This window comes from Actinomadura meridiana (assembly GCF_039537545.1).
GTDB lineage: Bacteria > Actinomycetota > Actinomycetes > Streptosporangiales > Streptosporangiaceae > Spirillospora > Spirillospora meridiana.
The window spans coordinates 79250-96418 of sequence record NZ_BAABAS010000021.1; the positions used below are offsets into that span (position 1 = coordinate 79250).

Consider the following 17169-nt stretch of genomic DNA (forward strand, 5'->3'; position numbering starts at 1 on the left):
GGGCGTTCGGAGATCTCCTGGCGGTCAGGACACTTCGGTCTGGGGGGTGTAGCCGTCGTCCTCGCCGCCGGGGGTGTCGTCCTCGGCGATCGGCGGGTCCGTGGGGCTCGGGGTGTGCTCGTCCGCGAAGTCGGGGTCGTCCTCCTGTGGGGCGTCCTGTTCGGCGCGGCGGTCGGCGAGCGGTTTGTCCTGGTCGTTCTTTCGTTCGCTCATCAGCGGCGCGCCCTGCCGATGGCGTCGCGGACGCGGTCGGTGACGGCGGCCATCGGGCCGAGCGCCATGTTCTTGGCGGGCGACTCGACGCCCTGGTGCGGATGGGTCGGGGCGACGGCCTCGGCGGCCCGGACGATCTTGGCCATGGACCTCAGCTGCTCGGCCGTGGCCTCCTCGCGCAGGCGCGGGAACTCGTCCTTCTCCTCGTGCGAGGCGTGCGCCTCCAGGTCCCGGTGGAAGTCGGCGAACATGTCCTCGAAGTCCGCCGAGTCGGGGTCGAGCTTCTCCAGTTGCGAGAGGGTGCCCTTCGCCTCGTGCTCCTCCTCCAGCCGGGCGTCCACGATGTCGGCGCCGTCGCGGATCGAGCGCCGCGCGAACGGGTGGACGACCTCCTCCTCGGCGGTCTCGTGCACGGCGAGCAGTTCGCGCAGCCGGTCGAAGGCGGTCCTGCGGGTCTGCCCGCTACCGTGCTCGACGGTCGACGCCAGCCGCCGGATCTCATCGTGCTGTGCGAGCAGCAGATCGACGGCGTTGTCCTTGTCGGTCATGGTCGTCCTCCTTCTGGGCTCCTGGTTGCGCGGTACCCGGCGGGAGGACTTCAACCATTGCGGGGGTTCGTGCGCGCGAAATCGACGAGTCGGGCTACGTCTTCGCCTTCCAGGACGATGCCGAAGGTGTCCGCCAGGGTCTCGGGGACTTGTTCGGGGGTCAGAGAGCTGCTTGAGACGGTCGAACCATCTGGACGGGTGGTCGTCAGGTCTGTCCCGTCCAGGACGTGGAGTGCGTCCAGGGTGAACTTCTGCGCGAACGGACGGGTCGTGAACGGTGACCGCGTACTCGTCGCCACGAAATGGTTGGCCACATCGAAGTCGATGCGGAACGTCTCGTTCATGGGGAACGTGTGGCGTTGCGCCCAGCCGTCGACGCCGCGCTGAAGCAGTTCCCAACTGACAGTGCCGGGAGACCACGGGGAGACGGTTCGGCGCTGCTGGATACGGAACCCCCAGCCTTCCTGGTCAGCCTCCGCACCGTCGCGGAACGGCAGTGGCTCCAGTGGCCCGGCGCCGAAACCCACGTCGCATAGCCAGGCGGGCTCGTCGTGTGGTTGTCCGGGCGCGCGAACGTGCAGAAGCGCGTGTGTGGCAGGCAGCAGCTTGCGCGCGCCGAGCGTCACACGGCCGGCCAGTGCGGTGACCTCGTAGCCGAGACGTTCCAGCACCGCCGCGAACAGCCGATTGTGCTCGAAGCAGTAGCCGCCCCGGGAGCGCCGGACCATCTTGTCCTGGACGGCGTCCAGCGCCAGGTCGACCCCCCGGCCGAGCATGATCTCCAGGTTCTCGAACGGGATGGACGTGGTGTGCGCGCGATGCAGGGCGCGCAACGTCTCACCAGTCGGAGCGATATCACCGTCGTGGCCGATCCGCTTCAGGTAGGCGGGCAGGTCGACCAGATCGCCCTGCCATCCGTATCCGAGATCCTCGCTCATGTTTCCTCCCGACGTCGCCCCACTTTGTGGGGGTAACACCGGAGGTGGCGTGGATCCTCCCGGTCAGCGAGGCGATTCGCCGTTCCCGGACCGGTCCTCCCGCTCGTCGGGGATCGGCAGCCGCAGGACGAACCGGGCGCCCACGGGGCTGTCGACGATGCGGAGCGTCCCGCCGTAGATCTCGGCGATCTCGCGGGCGATGGGCAGGCCGAGCCCGGTGCCCTGCGGGTCGCGGCTGCGCGACTCGGGGAGCCGCGCGAAACGTTCGAAAACCCGTTCCCGTGCTTCCGGTGGGATGCCGGAACCGTCGTCCAGCACCTCCAGGACCGCCTCGGCGCCGTCGCGTGCCACGGTCACCTCAATGCGGTCGGTGGCGTGGCGTTCGGCGTTGCTCAGCAGGTTGCCGAGCACCCGGGCCAGCCGCACCGGGTTCGCCCGGACGGGCACGCCCGGCTCCAGGTCCGTCGCGATCGGGACGCCCGCCGGGCGGCGTTCGACCTCGCGGCGGGTGAGCGCGGCCAGATCGAGCCGCTCCACCGGGACGGGCGCGCGGGAGTCGAGCCGGGACAGTTCCAGCAGGTCGACGACGATCTCGTTCAGCCGTTGCGCGTCGCGCAGCGCCGACTCGACCATGGGCCGCCACTCGTAGTCGTCCGGCTCGCCCAGCGCGGCCTCCAACCGCGTCTGGAGGCCCGCGATCGGGTTGCGCAGGTCGTGCGAGGCGTCCGAGATGAAGCGGCGTTCCCGGTCGGTCGCCTCCTCCAGCCGTTCGAGCGTGTCGTTGACGGTCTCGGCGAGGCCCTGGATCGCGCCGCCCGCTCGGGGGACGGGCACCCGGTGGCCGAGGCCCCGCGCCCTGAAGTCGACCATCTCCGCGCGGATCTCGTCGACCGGGACGAACGCCCGCCCGATGGTGTGCCACGTCCACCAGGCGATGAGCGCGAGCAGCGCCGCCATGATCAGCGAGACCCCGACCGGCAGCAGCCACACGTTGATCAGCGTCGGCATCGGCGTCGCCGAGACGACCAGCACGCCGGGGCCCCACGGCGACGTCCGCAGCCGCGTGCCGAAGATCCACACGCAGTCGTCCATGAAGTCGGGGCAGGAGCGCCGGTCGACCAGCAGCTTTCCCTTGATCGTTTCCTCGGAGACGAGCGGCGGGTCGTCCCGCAGCGCCTCGCTCGCCGCCACGACCCGCGCCTCCGGGGTGATGACCTGGACCAGGCGCGTCTCGTCGGGCTCGGTGACGAGCGCCGCGGCGCTGCGGCCGCGGACGATGTCGGCCGCGACCCGCTCGGTGGTGTGCTCGGACCTGCGCCACACCCGGTTCTCCAGCCAGTCCTGCGTGAGCAGCATGAGCAGGACGAACACCAGGACGAGGATCAGCGCCGACACCGTCACGGTGACGATCGTCGTGCGGCCCCGCACGGAGAAGAGCACCCGGCCGCGCCACCGGCGGATCGTGCCCCGCCTCGCCGTCGCCACTGCCGTCCCCCGATACCCTACGTAGCATTTAGCTACTCAGGGTAAGCGATCAGTTGGCGGCCGGCTCGGCGGGTCACGTCGTCGGGCGAGCCCTCACCTCCACTGGATGGACGAGGTCCTGTCATTCATCACGGGACCGATGTTGGCGGTGTCCTCCAGCCAGCCGGTCCGGGTTCCCTCGTAGTCGATGTGCTGGTAGTGGTTGGCCTGGCACTGCACGTAGGTCTTGAACGACGTGATCCGGTCGTTCCAGAACTCCTCGAAGTAGGGCGCCGAGACCTCGATGCCGTCATCGTCGTCGCAGCCCCCGTCGGCCTCGACGATGGTGGACGCGCCGCCGTAGTCCATGTCCTCGTACTCGATGCCGACGACGGCGTCCCGGTGGGCCTGGCCAAGGGCGTTGAGACGGCGGTCCAGGCCCGTGTCGGCCATCGCGGCGGCGACGTCGCGCGGTGCGTTGGCGACCCTCCCGCCGGTGGCGTCGGCGATGGCCTCGGTGAAGGTGCGGTAGCAGCTCATGGTGCCGCCCGCCGCAGTGTGGAGCACACAGTGCTCGGCGGACGTGACGGCGTTGGCGGGGGCGGCGCTGGCGGGGAGCGGGGCGGCGAGGCCGAGCGCGGCCGTGGCGGAGACCGTCGCCGTGAGCAGGAAGAAGGAACGCATCGGTCAACCTCCGAAAGGGAAAAGAGAATCGGGCCGAACGCGGCGTCCCCGGACGTGGCGCCGCCGGTTGGAATTCCCACGTCCCGGCCCGGGCAGGTCAGCGGGTCACCGCCATTGGATCGAGGACGACTGGTCGTTCATGGCTTCGCCGATGTTGCTGGTACTGTCGAGCCACCCCGTGCTTGCACCACCGAAGTCGATGTGCTCGAAGTGGTTGGCCTGGCAGTCCGCATAGTTGCGGAAGGAAGTAATCATGTCGTTGAAACTCCCGAGGGAGTCCACCTTCCATTCGACGTCGTCGTCGTTGTCACAGCCGGAGCCGGACGAGTAAATCCGGTACTGTCCGTCGTACTCGGCGTTGTCGTATTCGATGCCGATGACGATTCCCGGCCCCGCCTCGGGGAGGGCGTCCAGCCGCCGCCCGAGGCCGGAGTCGGCCAGCGCGGACCGGCCGTCGCGGGGGGCGTCGACGATCCTGCCCCCGGTGGCGTCCGCGATGGCCTTCGTGAAGGTGTCGAAGCAGTTCACACGGGCGTTGTCGGCCACGTGGACGACGCAGTCGTCGCCGCCGGCCGGGGCCCTTCCAGCACCGCTGGACGGGGCCGGACTGGCGCTGGCTGGAGATACGATGGCGATGCCGATCGCTGCCGCCGCGGTGAATGTGGTGGCGTACGCGGAGAGGGAGCGCATGATCAACCTCCGAGAACCGGAAAGGGATGGACGGATGGCGGGGTTATTCGTTCTTTCGTGCTCCTCAGCCTCTTTAGAAGGCCATTCCTACTCAATCCCGCCTACGTGACGGCACTTGTACAGCTGCCACCACCACCGCTGATTTCCCGCAGGTCGGACGGCATGGAGCCGCCGTGGCCGCATCGGGCCAGGCCCCTCTCGTCCTCTTGGAACGCATTACGCGTGATCGACCGCGGAGCTCACTCTGCGTAGTTCGCCCGCGGCGTTGACCATCGGCCTGACAGCGGTTAAGAGTTATTTGATGTTTCCGGCCTTGGAGGGCGGATGCTGGGTCAGATGTCCGGATCTGACGGCGTGAGGCGGCGGGTGTGAGCGCGGCGCGGTCGCGGCTGTCCAGCGCAAAACGAACCGGGCGGCGAAAGCTGGAGGTGCGCGCTCGCCGCACCCTGGACGCGCTCGAACACCTCATCGGCGGTCTCGCCACCGCCATCCTGGCGCTCTTCGCGCTGCTGGCCTTCGTCGTCGTCGCGATGGCGTGCCTCGTCGGCGTCGGTCTCCTCGTGATGCCCGTCATGCTGCGCGCGCTGCGGGTCGTCGCGAACCAGGAGCGGGCCCGGCTCGTCCGCTGGGTCCCGGAGCTCACCGACCGCGGCGCCAAGCTCCGCAAGGCCGCCGCCCGGGAGATCGTGAACGACGAGATTCTGAAACCCGCCACGGTGCCGGGCCGGGTGCGCCGCGCCGCGATGGACGGCACCATCCGGCGCGAACTCGGCTGGGCCTCGGTCCACGCCACGGTCGGGCTGGTCATCGGCCTGTTCGGGGTGACGCTGCCGTTCTACATCCTGCGCGACCTCGCCTACCCGCTGTACTGGTGGATCCTCCCCGGGGACGCCGCGGCACGGTCACCGGAACCCTGGGGCGTGCACGACTTCTCCGACGCCGTCACCATCATGCCCATGGGCCTCGTGTGGACGGTCGTGCTGATGGTCGTCGCTCCCGGCATGGCCCGGCTCCAGGCGTGGCCGGGCCGCCGCCTGCTGCTGTCGTCCGCGCCGGAGGCCGACCTGTCCCTGCGGGTCGCGCAGCTGTCGGCGACCCGCGCCGCCGCGCTGGACGCGCACGCCACCGAGCTGCGGCGCATCGAACGGTCGCTGCACGACGGCACGCAGAGCAGGCTCGTCGCCGTCAGCGTCATGCTCGGCGCGACCCGCCGCGCGCTGGCCCGCGACCCCGCCGGGGCCGACGCCATGCTCGAACGCGCCCAGGACGCCTCCGAGCAGGCGCTGGCCGAGTTGCGCACGGTCGTGCGGGGCATCCTGCCGCCCGTCCTCGCCGACCGGGGCCTCGCCACCGCCGTCGCCGGGCTCGCCGCGACCTGCGCCGTACCCTGCCGCATCGACGTGGACGTGGACGGACGCTGCGCCCTGTCCGTCGAGGCCACCGCCTACTTCGTCATCTCCGAGGCGCTCACCAACATCGCCAAGCACAGCGGGGCCCAGCACGCCGCCGTGATCGTCCGCCGCCGCGACGACCGGCTGCTGCTGCGCGTCCACGACGACGGCAAGGGCGGCGCGGAGGAGAGCCAGGGCACCGGGATCGCGGGCATCCGGCACCGGATCGAGGCGCACGACGGCACCTTCTCCATGGTCAGCCCCCGGGGCGGGCCGACGACCCTCATGGTGGAGCTCCCATGCGGATTGTGATCGCCGAGGACGATCCGCTGCTGCGCGAGGGGCTCGCGCTGCTGCTGCGCCAGGAGGACCTGGACGTCGTCGCCACCACCGACGGGCCGGAGTCCTTCCTCGCCGCCATCGACGCCCACAAGCCCGACGTCGCGATCGTCGACGTCCGGATGCCGCCGACGCACACCGACGAGGGCATCGCCGCCGCCGTCGAGGCCAGGCGCCGCAGGCCGGAGCTCGCCGTGCTGGTGCTGTCCGCCTACGTCGAGCAGGCGTTCGCCACCGAACTGCTCTCCGGCGGCGCCGCCGGGCTCGGCTACCTCCTCAAGGACAGGGTGGGCCGCGTCGCCGAGTTCCTGGACGCGCTGCACCGCGTCGCCGAGGGCGGTACGGCCGTCGACCCCGACGTCGTCACGCAGCTCCTGACCCGGACCCGCCGTCCCGACAGCACCCTGTCCCGGCTGAGCCCCCGGGAGGGGGACGTCCTCGCCGCGATGGCCGAGGGCCTCGGCAACGCGGCCATCGCCGAACGGCTGGTGGTCACGGAGGGCGCCGTCCACAAGCACATCCGCAACATCTTCGCCAAGCTCGGCCTCGCTCCCGCCGACCGCGCGGACCGGCGGGTCGCCGCCGTCCTGCGCTACCTCCAGGAGACCCGGGACTGACCGTCCCGCCACCGGGACGCGACGTCTCAAGGGTCTATCTCTATATATCGAGAACAGGTATCGTCGGTCTCACGTAGCAGCGTCCGAGCACTGATCGCGGGGGGTCCGCGGGGGTGGTGGCTCGGCACCCGTCCAATGGATAGGGGAGGAAGTCCGAGTGGGACTCAACTGGCACAACGGGGTCGTGCCGTCCACGAGCATCCCCCAGAAGGCGCCCTTCGCGGGGGCGGCGCCTTCAGCCGACACCCAGCCGGAGAGGGGTGTGTCGTGATGCGCCCCCCTCCGAAGAAGCACGGGCAGACCGGCGACGCCGACGTCCGCCCGATCACGCGCATGACCGACCAGATGCTGGCCGTGCTGTCCGTCCTCCTCAGGAGCGACGACGAGAAGGGGCAGTACGGGCAGCGCGTCGCCGCGGCGACCGCCCTCCGCACCGGCACCGTCTACCCGATCCTGGTCCGCTTCGAGCGGGCCGGCTGGGTGACGAGCCGCTGGGAGGACCGGGACGATCCGAGCGAAGTTCGCGACTCGGGCGCGCCGCGGAAGTACTACAAACTGACGTCCGAGGGCCGAGAACGGGCGCGAGCCGCTGTCAACGCACGCAGGGAGGCACTGGCCAAGGCCGGGATGCCGTTCCCCGTGGCGCTGCCTCCCAGTTCGGTCTTCGGGCGATGACCAGAAGGGGAACACCGCCCGATGAACGCCTACGGCAGCCTGGCCGACGGGAGTTACCCGCTCCTGTTCGTCCTGGGACTGGCATTCGCCGCCCTGCTGGGAGCCTCCTCCGGTGTCCGGCTCGGCCGGACGCTCCGCAAGATCGAGTCCGCGACGTCCGACCGGCCCGAGATCGGCGCGGCCATCCGCGAGCACGTGGACGACACGCCTGGACCGGTCCTGAAACGCCTGGTCGTGCGGGCCTGGTGGCATCGCGTCAAGCCGTCGCACTGCGAACGCCTCGCGGTGTTCCTCAACGCGCTCGGCGCCGCGATCGTCGGTGGCTCCCTCGGTAGGGACCTGCGCGCGCAGTGGGCGTCCGACCTGCGGGACGGCAGGCGCCTCGGCCGGTTGCCCGCCGAACTGCTGCTGGACGCCCTCGGCAACGTCATCGGGTCGTTCAAGATCCTGGGATCCGAACGGATCATGGAGTCACTCCGGCGCCGCTACGCCGTCCCCTGCCGGGTCGGCGCCGGGCTCCTGGACTTCGCGGCACGCTCCAAACCGACCGCCGTCATCCTGTTCGCCCTCCCGGCCATGAGCGCCACCACATTCCTCGGTTACCTGATAGGCGGTGAGGGTCTCGCGTACGCGCTGCTGGGCGCGTCCTTCTATACGGCTCCTGCGATGGCGATGCGGTGGCAGTCCGAACGGCTCCTCGCCATACGGACGCGACTGGCCACTCACGAGAACGACCACAGCCGACCCTGACCGCCTACAGAGGGAGGGCTCCGTAACGGAGCCCTCCCTCTGCGTGTTAATTGGCGGGTGTATCTGGGTGAACGTTCGTGTGAGACATGAACGCGGAGCGGGTCCCTGGTCGTACAACGAGGGTGACGGGCGACTTCCAGAGTGAAGGGGGCCGTCATGGAAGCATTGCGAGCCGCCGGCCGGGCCGATGCTGGACACGCGGGCCCCGCGGACGGTCATGCCTTGCCACGGGGAGGCGGTGCGGTGGGGGACGCCCGGGAGCGCGTCGTGATCGGCGAGATCACGGTGCCGGGGGTGCGGCGGTCCGTCGGGGTCGCGCGGCGCTTCGTCCGCGACGCGGCGCCCGACCTGCCCGCGGTGGACGACATGGTCCTGGTGGTCAGCGAGCTGGTCGCGAACGCCGTCACGCACACGGCGTCCGGGGACGAGGGCGGACGGGTCGAGATCGTCCTCACCGCCGAGGACGGCGGGTACCGGCTGGAGGTCGCCGACTGCGGCGGCGCGGGCGCGAACCCCCACGTCAAGGTGGATCCCGGCGCCGAGACCGGGCGGGGCATGCGGATCGTGGACGCGCTGGCGTCCCGCTGGGGATTCCGCCTGGACGGCGACAGGACCGTGGTGTGGGCGGAGTTCCCGGCCCCGGCCGGGGAGGACCGGGGCCGGGACCCGTTCAGCGACCCCGGTTGAACTGCCGCGTCGGCAGCGGCCGGGCGCCACGCCGGTTGTTCGCGAAATTCGCCGACCTCACGTCGGGGTTCTTTCGCTTGGGCTTCTTCTTCGCCTTGGCGAACGGATCGACTTCCGAATGGTGAACAGCGCGCATGAAAAGCAGACCTCCAAGCACAGATGAATTCGGCCACAGCGGGGCCGACAAAAGGAGTTCATGACGACGGCACAGGACACCGCCGAACGACATGGGTTCGGACGGTAGTGCCGAGAGATGGATGGGAGCGGACCCGCGACATCGACGGGCGGCTCAACCGGGTGAAGTAATCACAGCTCCATGCATACGATTTAGCCATAGCCGTCTGTGAGCTGTCAACCCATTAAAATGTGAGCACGTGCACATCGCCTCCCAGGGGGAGGTCGGCAGGGCCTCGGCGCCGGTCCGCGAGCAGGAGGACGACACGACGGCACCAACACGAGGTGTGTTCCGTTCGTCGCACACAGTCGCCCGTTCGGCGACGCGACGGTTTGAACTCTCGATTCGTGCGGCCGCGGCTCGCTACTTTCTACTCGTCCGCCGGTCGGCCGGTGCGAACCGCTTCGGGGGGAGCGGTGGGTCCTGTGTGCGCGTCCGGACCGACTCGGCGGCACGGGGGGAGAGGGGTCACTTCGTCGAAGTGACCCCTCCGCCCGTTCGCGGCCCCCATGGCGAGGCTTCACGGCACAGCTTCACAGCACGACTTCATGGCGAGGATTCCGCAATTATTCGTCAAGGAATTCCCGCGTCGTGCCAATGGCAAGAAGATCAGCCAATGGATCGGACGTTCCGGACGTAAGGGCGAGCGCGCCGAAAACGACCCCGTCCACGAGTAGCGTGCGGAAACTTGACCCGGCGGAAGTCGACTTCCGGGCGCGGCTGCGCAATGGTCTCCCCCATGTATTCACGAATCCGAACCGGCGGGGCGTCCGGACCCATCGGATGGCTGCTGGCCTTTCTCCGCGCGCGCGAACAGTCGCTGCGCACCCACTACGGGCTGGCGGCGGGCCCCGGGGAGTGGCTCCTGGTCTTCCTGGAGGTCGAGCGCGCCGAGCTGGAGGCGCGGCGGCGTCCCGCCGCGGTACCGGCGCCGCGCGAGAGTCCCGAGCAGTCCCCGTTCGGCCGACTGACCGCCCGCAGCGCGTAGAGGAGGGCCATGACCGTCGAGATGTTCCTCGCCGCCGTGGTCGGCGGCTCGATCGGCCTCGCCGAACTGGTCGCGCGGTACCGCGACAAGCCCGTCGCCGCGCTGCTGTCCCCGGCGGGGCTCCTGTACGTCTTCGTCAACGCCTGCGCGTCGGTCGTCGCGCTGATCGCGGTGACCGCCTCCGGGTGGACGTTCGGGCTGCCCCCGGCGACGCCGACGTCCAGCCTGCTGGTCATCCGGGTGATCGTCGCCGGGATCGGGGCCGCGGCCGTGCTGCGCATGTCGTTCGCCCCCGCCCACGGCAGGGCGATGGGCACCGGCCCGATCGTGCTGCTCAACGGCGTCCTCCGGATCGCCGACAGCGAGCTGGAACGCAAACGGGCGCTCAGCAGGCTGTCGCACAACGACCTGGCGGGGCTGTCCTTCGAACGCGACCACGCCGCCCTCGCCGAACTGTGCTGCCACCTGATGCGCGAGTTCGACCTGGCGGAAGCGCAGCGGCTCGGCGGGCTCGCCGCCGAGCTCAGCGACCGCGACGACCTCACCGACGCCGACAAGCTGGACTGCTGGGGGCTCGAACTGACCCGGCTGGTCGGTGAGCGCGCCCTCCGGCAGGCGGCCCGGCGGCTGCGCGACCGGCCGCGCGCCGAGCCGACGCCTCCCGCGCCCGAGGAACCGGCCGCCCCGGCGGTCGAACCCGAGTACGCGATGGAGACCGCCCCGGTGCGTCCGCCCATCGCGAAGGCGTCCCGCCTGGCCGCGAGCACGAACGGCAGGTCGGAGCGCAAACCCTTCGGCGATGTCTGAGACCCGGTGAGATACCGGTGCGCCCGGCCGGGCGCACCGGTATTTCGCTGTCCCCGGACGGGTCGGCGATCGGTTCCGGACGTGCCGGTTCGCGGCGGACGGCCAGCGCGGGGCAGTCAGCGCGGGGCAGTCAGCGCAGGGCGGCAGCGCGGGACGGTCAGCGCAGGGCGGTCTCGGCGTCGTCCCGTTCCTCCAGGAGGGACGCGACGCGGTGCAGCGCCTCGGCCAGCGAGATCAGCGCCTGTACCTGGGCGGCCGCCATCAGATTCCCCGGCGAGGGATCGGCGGCCTGCGCCTCCGCGGCGGCGTCACAGGCCTGCTGGCTCCACCAATGCACGCCGCGATCCTATTCGAGACGGCGAACGGGCCCCCGGCCGCCACGCCGCACGTCCCGGAAACGCCACACGGTCCAGAAACGCCACACGGTCCAGAAACGCCGCACAGTCCAGAAACGCCGCACAGTCCAGAAACGCCGCACAGTCCAGAAACGCCGCACGGTCCGGAAACCGAGAAGGGAAGGGGTGTGACCCATGACTACCGAACCGCGAGCCGCGCCGGGCGCGGGCGCCGGACGTCCGGGCCCCGCGCTCCCGGGCTGGGCGGCGAAGCCGGTGCGCCGGCTGACCGCCGGGGAACTCGCCGAGGCGCTGCACTACCTCGAACGGCACCGTCCGGACGACGACGTCCTCGGCCGCGCCCTCGCCGGGGAGTTCGCCCGCCGCACGGCCGCCACCGAGTTCGCCGACCGCACCGCGCCGCGGCTCAGACCGCGGCGGGGGCCGGACGACGGATGAGCAGGGGCACACAGAGAAAGATGGCCGTCGCCATGACGACGAAGTACGGCATGGTCCCGGCGTCCAGCAGGAAGCCTCCGGCGAAGGGCCCGAGGAAGAACCCGAGCTGCCGCACCTCCGACAGCCCGAAGTAGGCGCCCCTGTTCGCGTCGTCCGCGATCTCGTGGACGACCATGTCGGGCATCGGCAGCAGGATGCCCTCGCCGATCGTCCAGAACACGATCCCGACGTACAGCCAGCCCAGGCCGGACGGGCTCGCCCAGAAACACCCGAACGCCACAGTGAAGTTCGCGGCGCCGACGACGGTCATGACGTTGCGGCCGAGCCTGCCGGACACCCGGTCGATGGGCAGTTGGAAGGCCAGCGCGAGGACCGCGTTGGTGATGAACAGCGCGGCGAAGTACTCCTCTGTGCGATCGCCGTACCGGCCCTTCATATAGAGCGGGATCATGGACTCCATCTGGGAGAAGACGAAGAAGACCACGATCCCGCCGGTGACGACGGTGAGCAGCCGCCGGTCGCGTAACGTCGCCGCGACCGAGCCACGGGACGAGACGTCGTCCTGCCCGGAGAACGTTCCGAGGGCGACCAGGTCGGCGTCGCGCCACACGACCAGTACCAAATAGGCCGCGTAGAAGGCGGCGGGCACCGCGAAGAACGCCACCGCGCCGACGTGGTAGAGCACCCCGCCGATCGCGGGCCCGGCGATCGCCCCCGCGCACAACGTCATATAGCGCACGCGGAACACGCGGCCCTCGTCGTCGGCCACCTGGGACAGCAGCTTCTTCGCGCCCGGCTCCACCAGCAGCCGTGCCACGCCCAGCAGCAGGAACAGGACGACGATCGCGGCGGCGGCGCCGGTCGTGGCCAGCAGCGCGTACACGACGACATGGAGCACCAGCCCCACCCGCATGAGCGGGACGGCGCCCAGCCGGTCGACGATCATGCCGCCGAGCAGGCCGCCGAACGCGGCGGTGAGCGCGACGCCGCCGACGACCGCGCCGACGGCGGGCTTGCCGAGGCCGGTGCGCTCGCTCAGGTACAGGGGCGCGAACGGCATGGCCGCGAAGAAGGCGAGCGAGTTCAGCAACGCGCCGCCTTCGAGCAGGCGCTGCGCCGGGCTCAGCCGCCACAGCGGAGCCCGTCCCTTCTCCGTGGCCGACACAGGTCGGACCGTAGCGGGCGCCACCGACGTTCCAGGCCGTCTGGTCGGGTATAGAAGGGACATGGAGGTAAGGCTGCGCAGAGTGTACGAGCCGGTGACGTCCGGTGACGGTAAGCGGATCCTGGTCGACCGCGTGTGGCCGAGGGGCCTGTCCAAGGAGAAGGCCCGCCTGGACGAGTGGGAGAAGGACGTCGCCCCGTCCACCGAACTCCGCAAGTGGTACGGGCACAGCCCCGAGCGGTTCGACGAGTTCACCAGGCGGTACGAGGCCGAACTCGACGAGCCCGACCGCGCGGCGGCCCTGCGGCATCTGCGGGACCTGGCCGGGGAGGGGACGGTCACCCTGCTCACGGCCACCATGGACATCGACATCAGCCAGGCGGCGGTCCTCGCGTCCCTGCTGCGGGACGGCGGCTAGCCTCCGACAACGCGGCGTGTGGAACGGTGCCGCCGCGTGAAAGGTGTGGGCGCCTGGAACGATGCGGGCGCCCGTCCAAGGCGTGTCCGACGGGGTCACAGGCCGGTTTCTATCTCATCTGAATGGCTCCTTTATTTCTGTTTGAAGTCTTGATGGAACGGTCCTTTCGGTACGCGGGCCGTTGGACAATCCATTCTTGCTGATCAAGCTGGGGGTGCCGAGGTCAAACCCATCTTTTCGCGTGTTGAAAGTTGGTGATTGACCGCTCTGATCAGCGGGCTTTACGCTCCCTTTGCGCAGGCTCCAGCAAGGAGGAATCGCATGCGTAAAGGGATCGTTTTTTCCGCAGCGGCAGCAATGGCGCTGGCCGCGGCAACGGCGACACCGGCCATCGCGGCCCCCGGTTCGTACCTCGTCCCCGGCCCGGACGGCGTGACAATCGAAATCGCCACCATCAACGGCTCCGGCTGCCCGAAGGACACGGCCGCGGTGGCCGTCTCCGAGGACAAGGAGGCGTTCACGGTCACCTACAGTGACTACCTCGTGCAGACCGGCGGCGACTCGACGCCGACCGACCTCCGCAAGAACTGCCAGATCAGCATGAAGGTGCATGTCCCCCAGGGCTTCACCTACGCGATCTCGTCCACCGACTACCGAGGGTTCGCCTACCTCCAGCCCGGCGTCACCGGTGTGCAGAAGGCCAGCTACTACTTCCAGGGCCAGTCGCAGACCGCGGCCAAGCAGCACACCATCAAGGGCGAGTACGTCGACAACTTCCAGTTCACCGACACCAACGACGTCGGGCAGCTCGTCTGGAAGCCCTGTGGCGAGGAGCGCAACTTCAACGTCAACACCGAGCTGCGCGTGATGGGTAAGGGGAAGGACCCGTCGCAAACGAGCTTCATGTCGATGGACTCCACCGACGGAAGCATCAAGACCATCTACCACTTCGAGTGGATGGAATGCCCCCCGTGGTAAAAGGAGAAGGAACGATGCGCAAAGGACTGACCGCAGCAGCGGCCGTTCTCCCCGCCCTTGCGCTGGCGCTCTCCGCGCCGGTCGCATCAGCCGAGGCCAGCGACCCGCCCCCGGACGACCACGTCCTCGTCGACGTCCTCACCGTCAACGGCTCCGGCTGCAAGCCGGGCACGGCGGCGGTCGCGACGGCGAGTGACAACACCGCCTTCACCGTGACCTACAGTGACTACCTCGCGCAGGCCGGCGGCAAGTCCAGCCCCGTCGACTTCCGCAAGAACTGCCAGCTGGCGCTCCGTGTGCACGTGCCCCAGGGCTTCACGTACGCGATCGCCGGTGCCGACTACCGCGGCTTCGCGTACCTGGCCGACGGCGCCTCCGGACTGGAGCGGGCGAGCTACTACCACCAGGGCCAGGCTCAGACCACCCCGGTGAGCCACACGGTGGACGGCTCGTACTCCGACAACTGGCAGTTCTCCGACCGCACGGAGATGACCGAACTGGTCTGGAAGCCGTGCGGCGAGGACCGCAACTTCAACATCAACACCGAGCTCCGTGTCTACAAGGGCAGCTCGAAGGACACGAGCTTCATGGCCTTCGACTCCACCGACGGTGGCGTCCAGACGACCTACCACTTCGCGTGGAAGAAGTGCTCCGAAGTCTGACGTCCCCACCTCGCCGGACCGCCCCTTCACCCAGGGAGGGGGCGGTCCGGTCCCCTTTTGCAGATCTTGGCTCGCCACCGTACCCGGGCCGGTCAAAGGCGGTCAGGAAGACGTTTTAGAGTGGAGGGGTCTTCGAGGAAGGGATCTTCACCATGCCGTTGGCCCCCCGCCTACCGGCCCCGCCCGAGATTCTGGCCGTCCTGGAAGAGTCCTACGAGCGGGTCCTGCGGCGAGACCCCGGCGAGGCCGAGTTCCACCAGGCCGTCCACGAGGTACTGGAGTCCCTCGGCCCGGTGCTGGCCGCGCGACCCGGCCTCGCCTCGGCCCGGCTGGTCGAGCGGCTGATCGAGCCCGAGCGGCAGATCATGTTCCGGGTGCCGTGGCAGGACGACGAGGGACGGGTCCACGTCAACCGCGGGTTCCGCGTCGAGTTCAACGGCGCGCTCGGCCCGTACAAGGGCGGCCTGCGTTTCCATCCCAGCGTCAACCTCGGCATCGTGAAGTTCCTGGGCTTCGAGCAGATCTTCAAGAACGCGCTGACGGGCCTCGGCATCGGCGGCGGCAAGGGCGGCAGCGACTTCGACCCGCACGGCCGCTCCGACGAGGAGGTCATGCGGTTCTGCCAGTCGTTCATGACGGAGCTGTACCGGCACGTCGGCGAGCACACCGACGTCCCGGCCGGTGACATCGGCGTCGGCGCCCGCGAGATCGGCTACCTGTTCGGCCAGTACCGGCGCGTCACCAACCGGTGGGAGGCGGGCGTCCTCACCGGCAAGGGCCAGCTGTGGGGCGGCTCCGCGGGCCGGACGGAGGCCACCGGCTACGGGAACGTGCTGTTCACCGCCGAGATGCTCCGGCGCCGCGGCGAGGACCTGGACGGCCAGCAGATCGTCGTGTCCGGCTCCGGCAACGTCGCGATCTACACGATCGAGAAGGCGCAGCAGCTCGGCGCGAACGTGATCACCGTGTCCGACTCGGGCGGCTATGTCGTGGACGAGAAGGGCATCGACCTCGATCTCCTCAAGCACGTCAAGGAGGTCGACCGGGGCCGGGTGTCCGACTACGCCCACCTGCGCGGCGCCTCGGCCAGGTTCGTCCCCGGTGGGCGCGTCTGGGACGTTCCCGCCGACATCGCGCTGCCGTCCGCGACGCAGAACGAGTTGGACGCCGACGCGGCGGCGCTCCTCATCCGCAACGGCGTCAAGGCCGTCTCGGAGGGCGCGAACATGCCCGCGACGCCCGACGCCGTCCACCTGTTCCAGCAGGCGGGTGTCGCGTTCGGCCCCGGCAAGGCCGCCAACGCGGGCGGCGTCGCGGTCAGCGCGCTGGAGATGCGGCAGAACGCGGGCCGCGCGTCCTGGACGTTCGCCCGCGTCGAGGAGGAGCTCGCCGCGATCATGTCGAACATCCACGACACCTGCTACGAGACCGCCGAACGCCGCGGCGCCCCGGGCGACTACGTGGTCGGCGCCAACATCGCCGGTTTCGAGCGGGTCGCCGACGCCATGATGGCCCAGGGCCTGATCTGACACACCACCCCCGCCCGGCGGGTGGCAGACGGGGCGAGCGGGCCAGCGCCGGGTGGCTGTCGGGCTGGCTGCCGACTGAGGGGCGGGTCGGTGGGCATGACCGGGGCGTGGACACCCGCCCGCGTCCGGTGCGCCGGAGGCATGCGCTCTGGATCACCGCGCGCACGGCCCTGACCTCGGCGTGCATGCTGGCCGCGTACTTCGCGGCACCGCTGAACAGGTCGTTCACCACTACGTCCGCCCTGACCCTGGTCGCGGCCCTGGCGGCGCTGGGCGTGTTCGTCGGATGGCAGGCCCGCGCGATCAGTCGGTCGCCGCTCCCGATGCTGCGCACCATCGAGGCGCTGGCGACGGCCGTCCCGTTCTTCCTGCTGCTGTTCGCGACGGCCTACTGCCTGCTCGCCAACGACTCCCCGGGCGGGTTCTCCGAGCCGTTGACGCATGTCGACGCCCTGTACTTCACCGTGACGGTCTTCGCGTCGGTCGGCTTCGGCGACATCGTCCCGCTGTCCCAGCCCGCCCGGGTCCTGACGACGACGCAGATGATCGCCGACCTGCTCGTCCTGGGCCTCGTCGTGAAGGTGTTGGTGGGGGCCATGCGCCGCGGCGTCGAGCATCGGCCCCGCGGCGGCGACCAGAACCCCTGAGCTCTGAGGT

22 protein-coding genes are annotated in these 17169 nt (G+C 70.0%); 13 read left to right on the plus strand and 9 right to left on the minus strand.

Translation table 11 applies throughout. From position 1 onward, the window contains the following. Nucleotides 1-24: 24 nt before the first annotated feature. From ABD808_RS30185 to ABD808_RS30210, 6 genes are all read right to left on the minus strand, one after another. Nucleotides 25-213, minus strand: coding sequence for a hypothetical protein (locus tag ABD808_RS30185; RefSeq protein WP_344903814.1), 189 nt, complete (start codon nt 211-213; stop codon nt 25-27). Next, a complete protein-coding gene (locus ABD808_RS30190) occupies nt 213-761 on the minus strand; it encodes a hemerythrin domain-containing protein (RefSeq protein WP_344903817.1) in 549 nt (182 codons plus the stop codon). Before ABD808_RS30190 ends, ABD808_RS30185 begins: the two co-directional genes overlap by 1 nt. Before the next feature lie 50 nt (nt 762-811). Continuing rightward, a complete protein-coding gene (locus tag ABD808_RS30195; RefSeq protein WP_344903820.1) occupies nt 812-1699 on the minus strand; it encodes an arylamine N-acetyltransferase family protein in 888 nt (295 codons plus the stop codon). A gap of 63 nt (nt 1700-1762) precedes the next feature. After that, nucleotides 1763-3184: a sensor histidine kinase gene (locus ABD808_RS30200; protein ID WP_344903823.1), complete on the minus strand. Its 1422-nt coding sequence runs from the start codon at nt 3182-3184 to the stop codon at nt 1763-1765. 93 nt (nt 3185-3277) lie between these two features. Further along, nucleotides 3278-3847: a hypothetical protein gene (locus ABD808_RS30205; protein WP_344903826.1), complete on the minus strand. Its 570-nt coding sequence runs from the start codon at nt 3845-3847 to the stop codon at nt 3278-3280. Between the two features lie 105 nt (nt 3848-3952). Then, a complete protein-coding gene (locus ABD808_RS30210) occupies nt 3953-4537 on the minus strand; it encodes a hypothetical protein (protein WP_344903829.1) in 585 nt (194 codons plus the stop codon). 368 nt (nt 4538-4905) lie between these two features. Here ABD808_RS30210 and ABD808_RS30215 point away from each other — a divergent pair, with 368 nt between their 5' ends. The 5 genes from ABD808_RS30215 to ABD808_RS30235 all read left to right on the plus strand — a co-directional run bounded on the left by ABD808_RS30215 (nt 4906) and on the right by ABD808_RS30235 (nt 8996). After that, complete coding sequence (locus ABD808_RS30215) at nt 4906-6240, plus strand: sensor histidine kinase (RefSeq protein ID WP_344903832.1); 1335 nt, start codon at nt 4906-4908, stop codon at nt 6238-6240. After that, nucleotides 6228-6884, plus strand: a complete 657-nt coding sequence (locus ABD808_RS30220) for a response regulator transcription factor (protein WP_344903835.1) — start codon at nt 6228-6230, stop codon at nt 6882-6884. The genes ABD808_RS30215 and ABD808_RS30220 overlap by 13 nt, the downstream gene beginning before the upstream one ends. A 270-nt stretch (nt 6885-7154) precedes the next feature. After that, nucleotides 7155-7559: a PadR family transcriptional regulator gene (locus ABD808_RS30225; RefSeq protein ID WP_344903838.1), complete on the plus strand. Its 405-nt coding sequence runs from the start codon at nt 7155-7157 to the stop codon at nt 7557-7559. Between the two features lie 21 nt (nt 7560-7580). Further along, the gene (locus ABD808_RS30230; RefSeq protein ID WP_344903841.1) at nt 7581-8309 is read left to right on the plus strand and encodes a hypothetical protein; all 729 of its coding nucleotides are present in this window, start codon (nt 7581-7583) and stop codon (nt 8307-8309) included. Between the two features lie 243 nt (nt 8310-8552). After that, nucleotides 8553-8996 (plus strand): ATP-binding protein, encoded by a 444-nt coding sequence (locus ABD808_RS30235; RefSeq protein WP_344903844.1) that lies wholly within the window; start codon nt 8553-8555, stop codon nt 8994-8996. On the opposite strand, the gene ABD808_RS30240 is transcribed toward ABD808_RS30235, so the two are convergent. Further along, nucleotides 8980-9225, minus strand: a complete 246-nt coding sequence (locus ABD808_RS30240; protein ID WP_344903847.1) for a hypothetical protein — start codon at nt 9223-9225, stop codon at nt 8980-8982. The two genes, ABD808_RS30235 and ABD808_RS30240, sit on opposite strands and share 17 nt — an antisense overlap. Nucleotides 9226-9910: 685 nt before the next feature. Between ABD808_RS30240 and ABD808_RS30245 the strand changes: the two genes are divergently transcribed. After that, nucleotides 9911-10159: a hypothetical protein gene (locus tag ABD808_RS30245; protein ID WP_344903850.1), complete on the plus strand. Its 249-nt coding sequence runs from the start codon at nt 9911-9913 to the stop codon at nt 10157-10159. Between the two features lie 9 nt (nt 10160-10168). Beyond that, on the plus strand, nt 10169-10966 hold the full coding sequence (locus ABD808_RS30250) for a hypothetical protein (protein ID WP_344903853.1): 798 nt from the start codon (nt 10169-10171) through the stop codon (nt 10964-10966). Nucleotides 10967-11123: 157 nt separating this feature from the next. Here the strand turns inward: ABD808_RS30250 and ABD808_RS30255 are convergent, their stop codons facing one another. Continuing rightward, a complete protein-coding gene (locus tag ABD808_RS30255) occupies nt 11124-11303 on the minus strand; it encodes a hypothetical protein (protein ID WP_344903856.1) in 180 nt (59 codons plus the stop codon). Between the two features lie 193 nt (nt 11304-11496). Between ABD808_RS30255 and ABD808_RS30260 the strand changes: the two genes are divergently transcribed. After that, nucleotides 11497-11760: a hypothetical protein gene (locus ABD808_RS30260; RefSeq protein ID WP_344903859.1), complete on the plus strand. Its 264-nt coding sequence runs from the start codon at nt 11497-11499 to the stop codon at nt 11758-11760. On the opposite strand, the gene ABD808_RS30265 is transcribed toward ABD808_RS30260, so the two are convergent. Next, nucleotides 11729-12925: an MFS transporter gene (locus ABD808_RS30265; protein WP_344903862.1), complete on the minus strand. Its 1197-nt coding sequence runs from the start codon at nt 12923-12925 to the stop codon at nt 11729-11731. The two genes, ABD808_RS30260 and ABD808_RS30265, sit on opposite strands and share 32 nt — an antisense overlap. A 61-nt stretch (nt 12926-12986) precedes the next feature. On the opposite strand from ABD808_RS30265, the gene ABD808_RS30270 reads away from it, so the two are divergent. From ABD808_RS30270 to ABD808_RS30290, 5 genes are all read left to right on the plus strand, one after another. Further along, nucleotides 12987-13343: a DUF488 domain-containing protein gene (locus tag ABD808_RS30270; protein WP_344903865.1), complete on the plus strand. Its 357-nt coding sequence runs from the start codon at nt 12987-12989 to the stop codon at nt 13341-13343. Between the two features lie 321 nt (nt 13344-13664). Continuing rightward, nucleotides 13665-14321, plus strand: a complete 657-nt coding sequence (locus ABD808_RS30275) for a DUF4360 domain-containing protein (RefSeq protein ID WP_344903868.1) — start codon at nt 13665-13667, stop codon at nt 14319-14321. A 14-nt stretch (nt 14322-14335) separates the two neighbouring features. Further along, the gene (locus tag ABD808_RS30280; protein WP_344903871.1) at nt 14336-14983 is read left to right on the plus strand and encodes a DUF4360 domain-containing protein; all 648 of its coding nucleotides are present in this window, start codon (nt 14336-14338) and stop codon (nt 14981-14983) included. A gap of 152 nt (nt 14984-15135) precedes the next feature. After that, nucleotides 15136-16512: an NADP-specific glutamate dehydrogenase gene (gene gdhA, locus ABD808_RS30285; protein WP_344903873.1), complete on the plus strand. Its 1377-nt coding sequence runs from the start codon at nt 15136-15138 to the stop codon at nt 16510-16512. 107 nt (nt 16513-16619) lie between these two features. After that, nucleotides 16620-17159 (plus strand): potassium channel family protein, encoded by a 540-nt coding sequence (locus tag ABD808_RS30290; protein WP_344903875.1) that lies wholly within the window; start codon nt 16620-16622, stop codon nt 17157-17159. Nucleotides 17160-17169 lie beyond the last annotated feature (10 nt).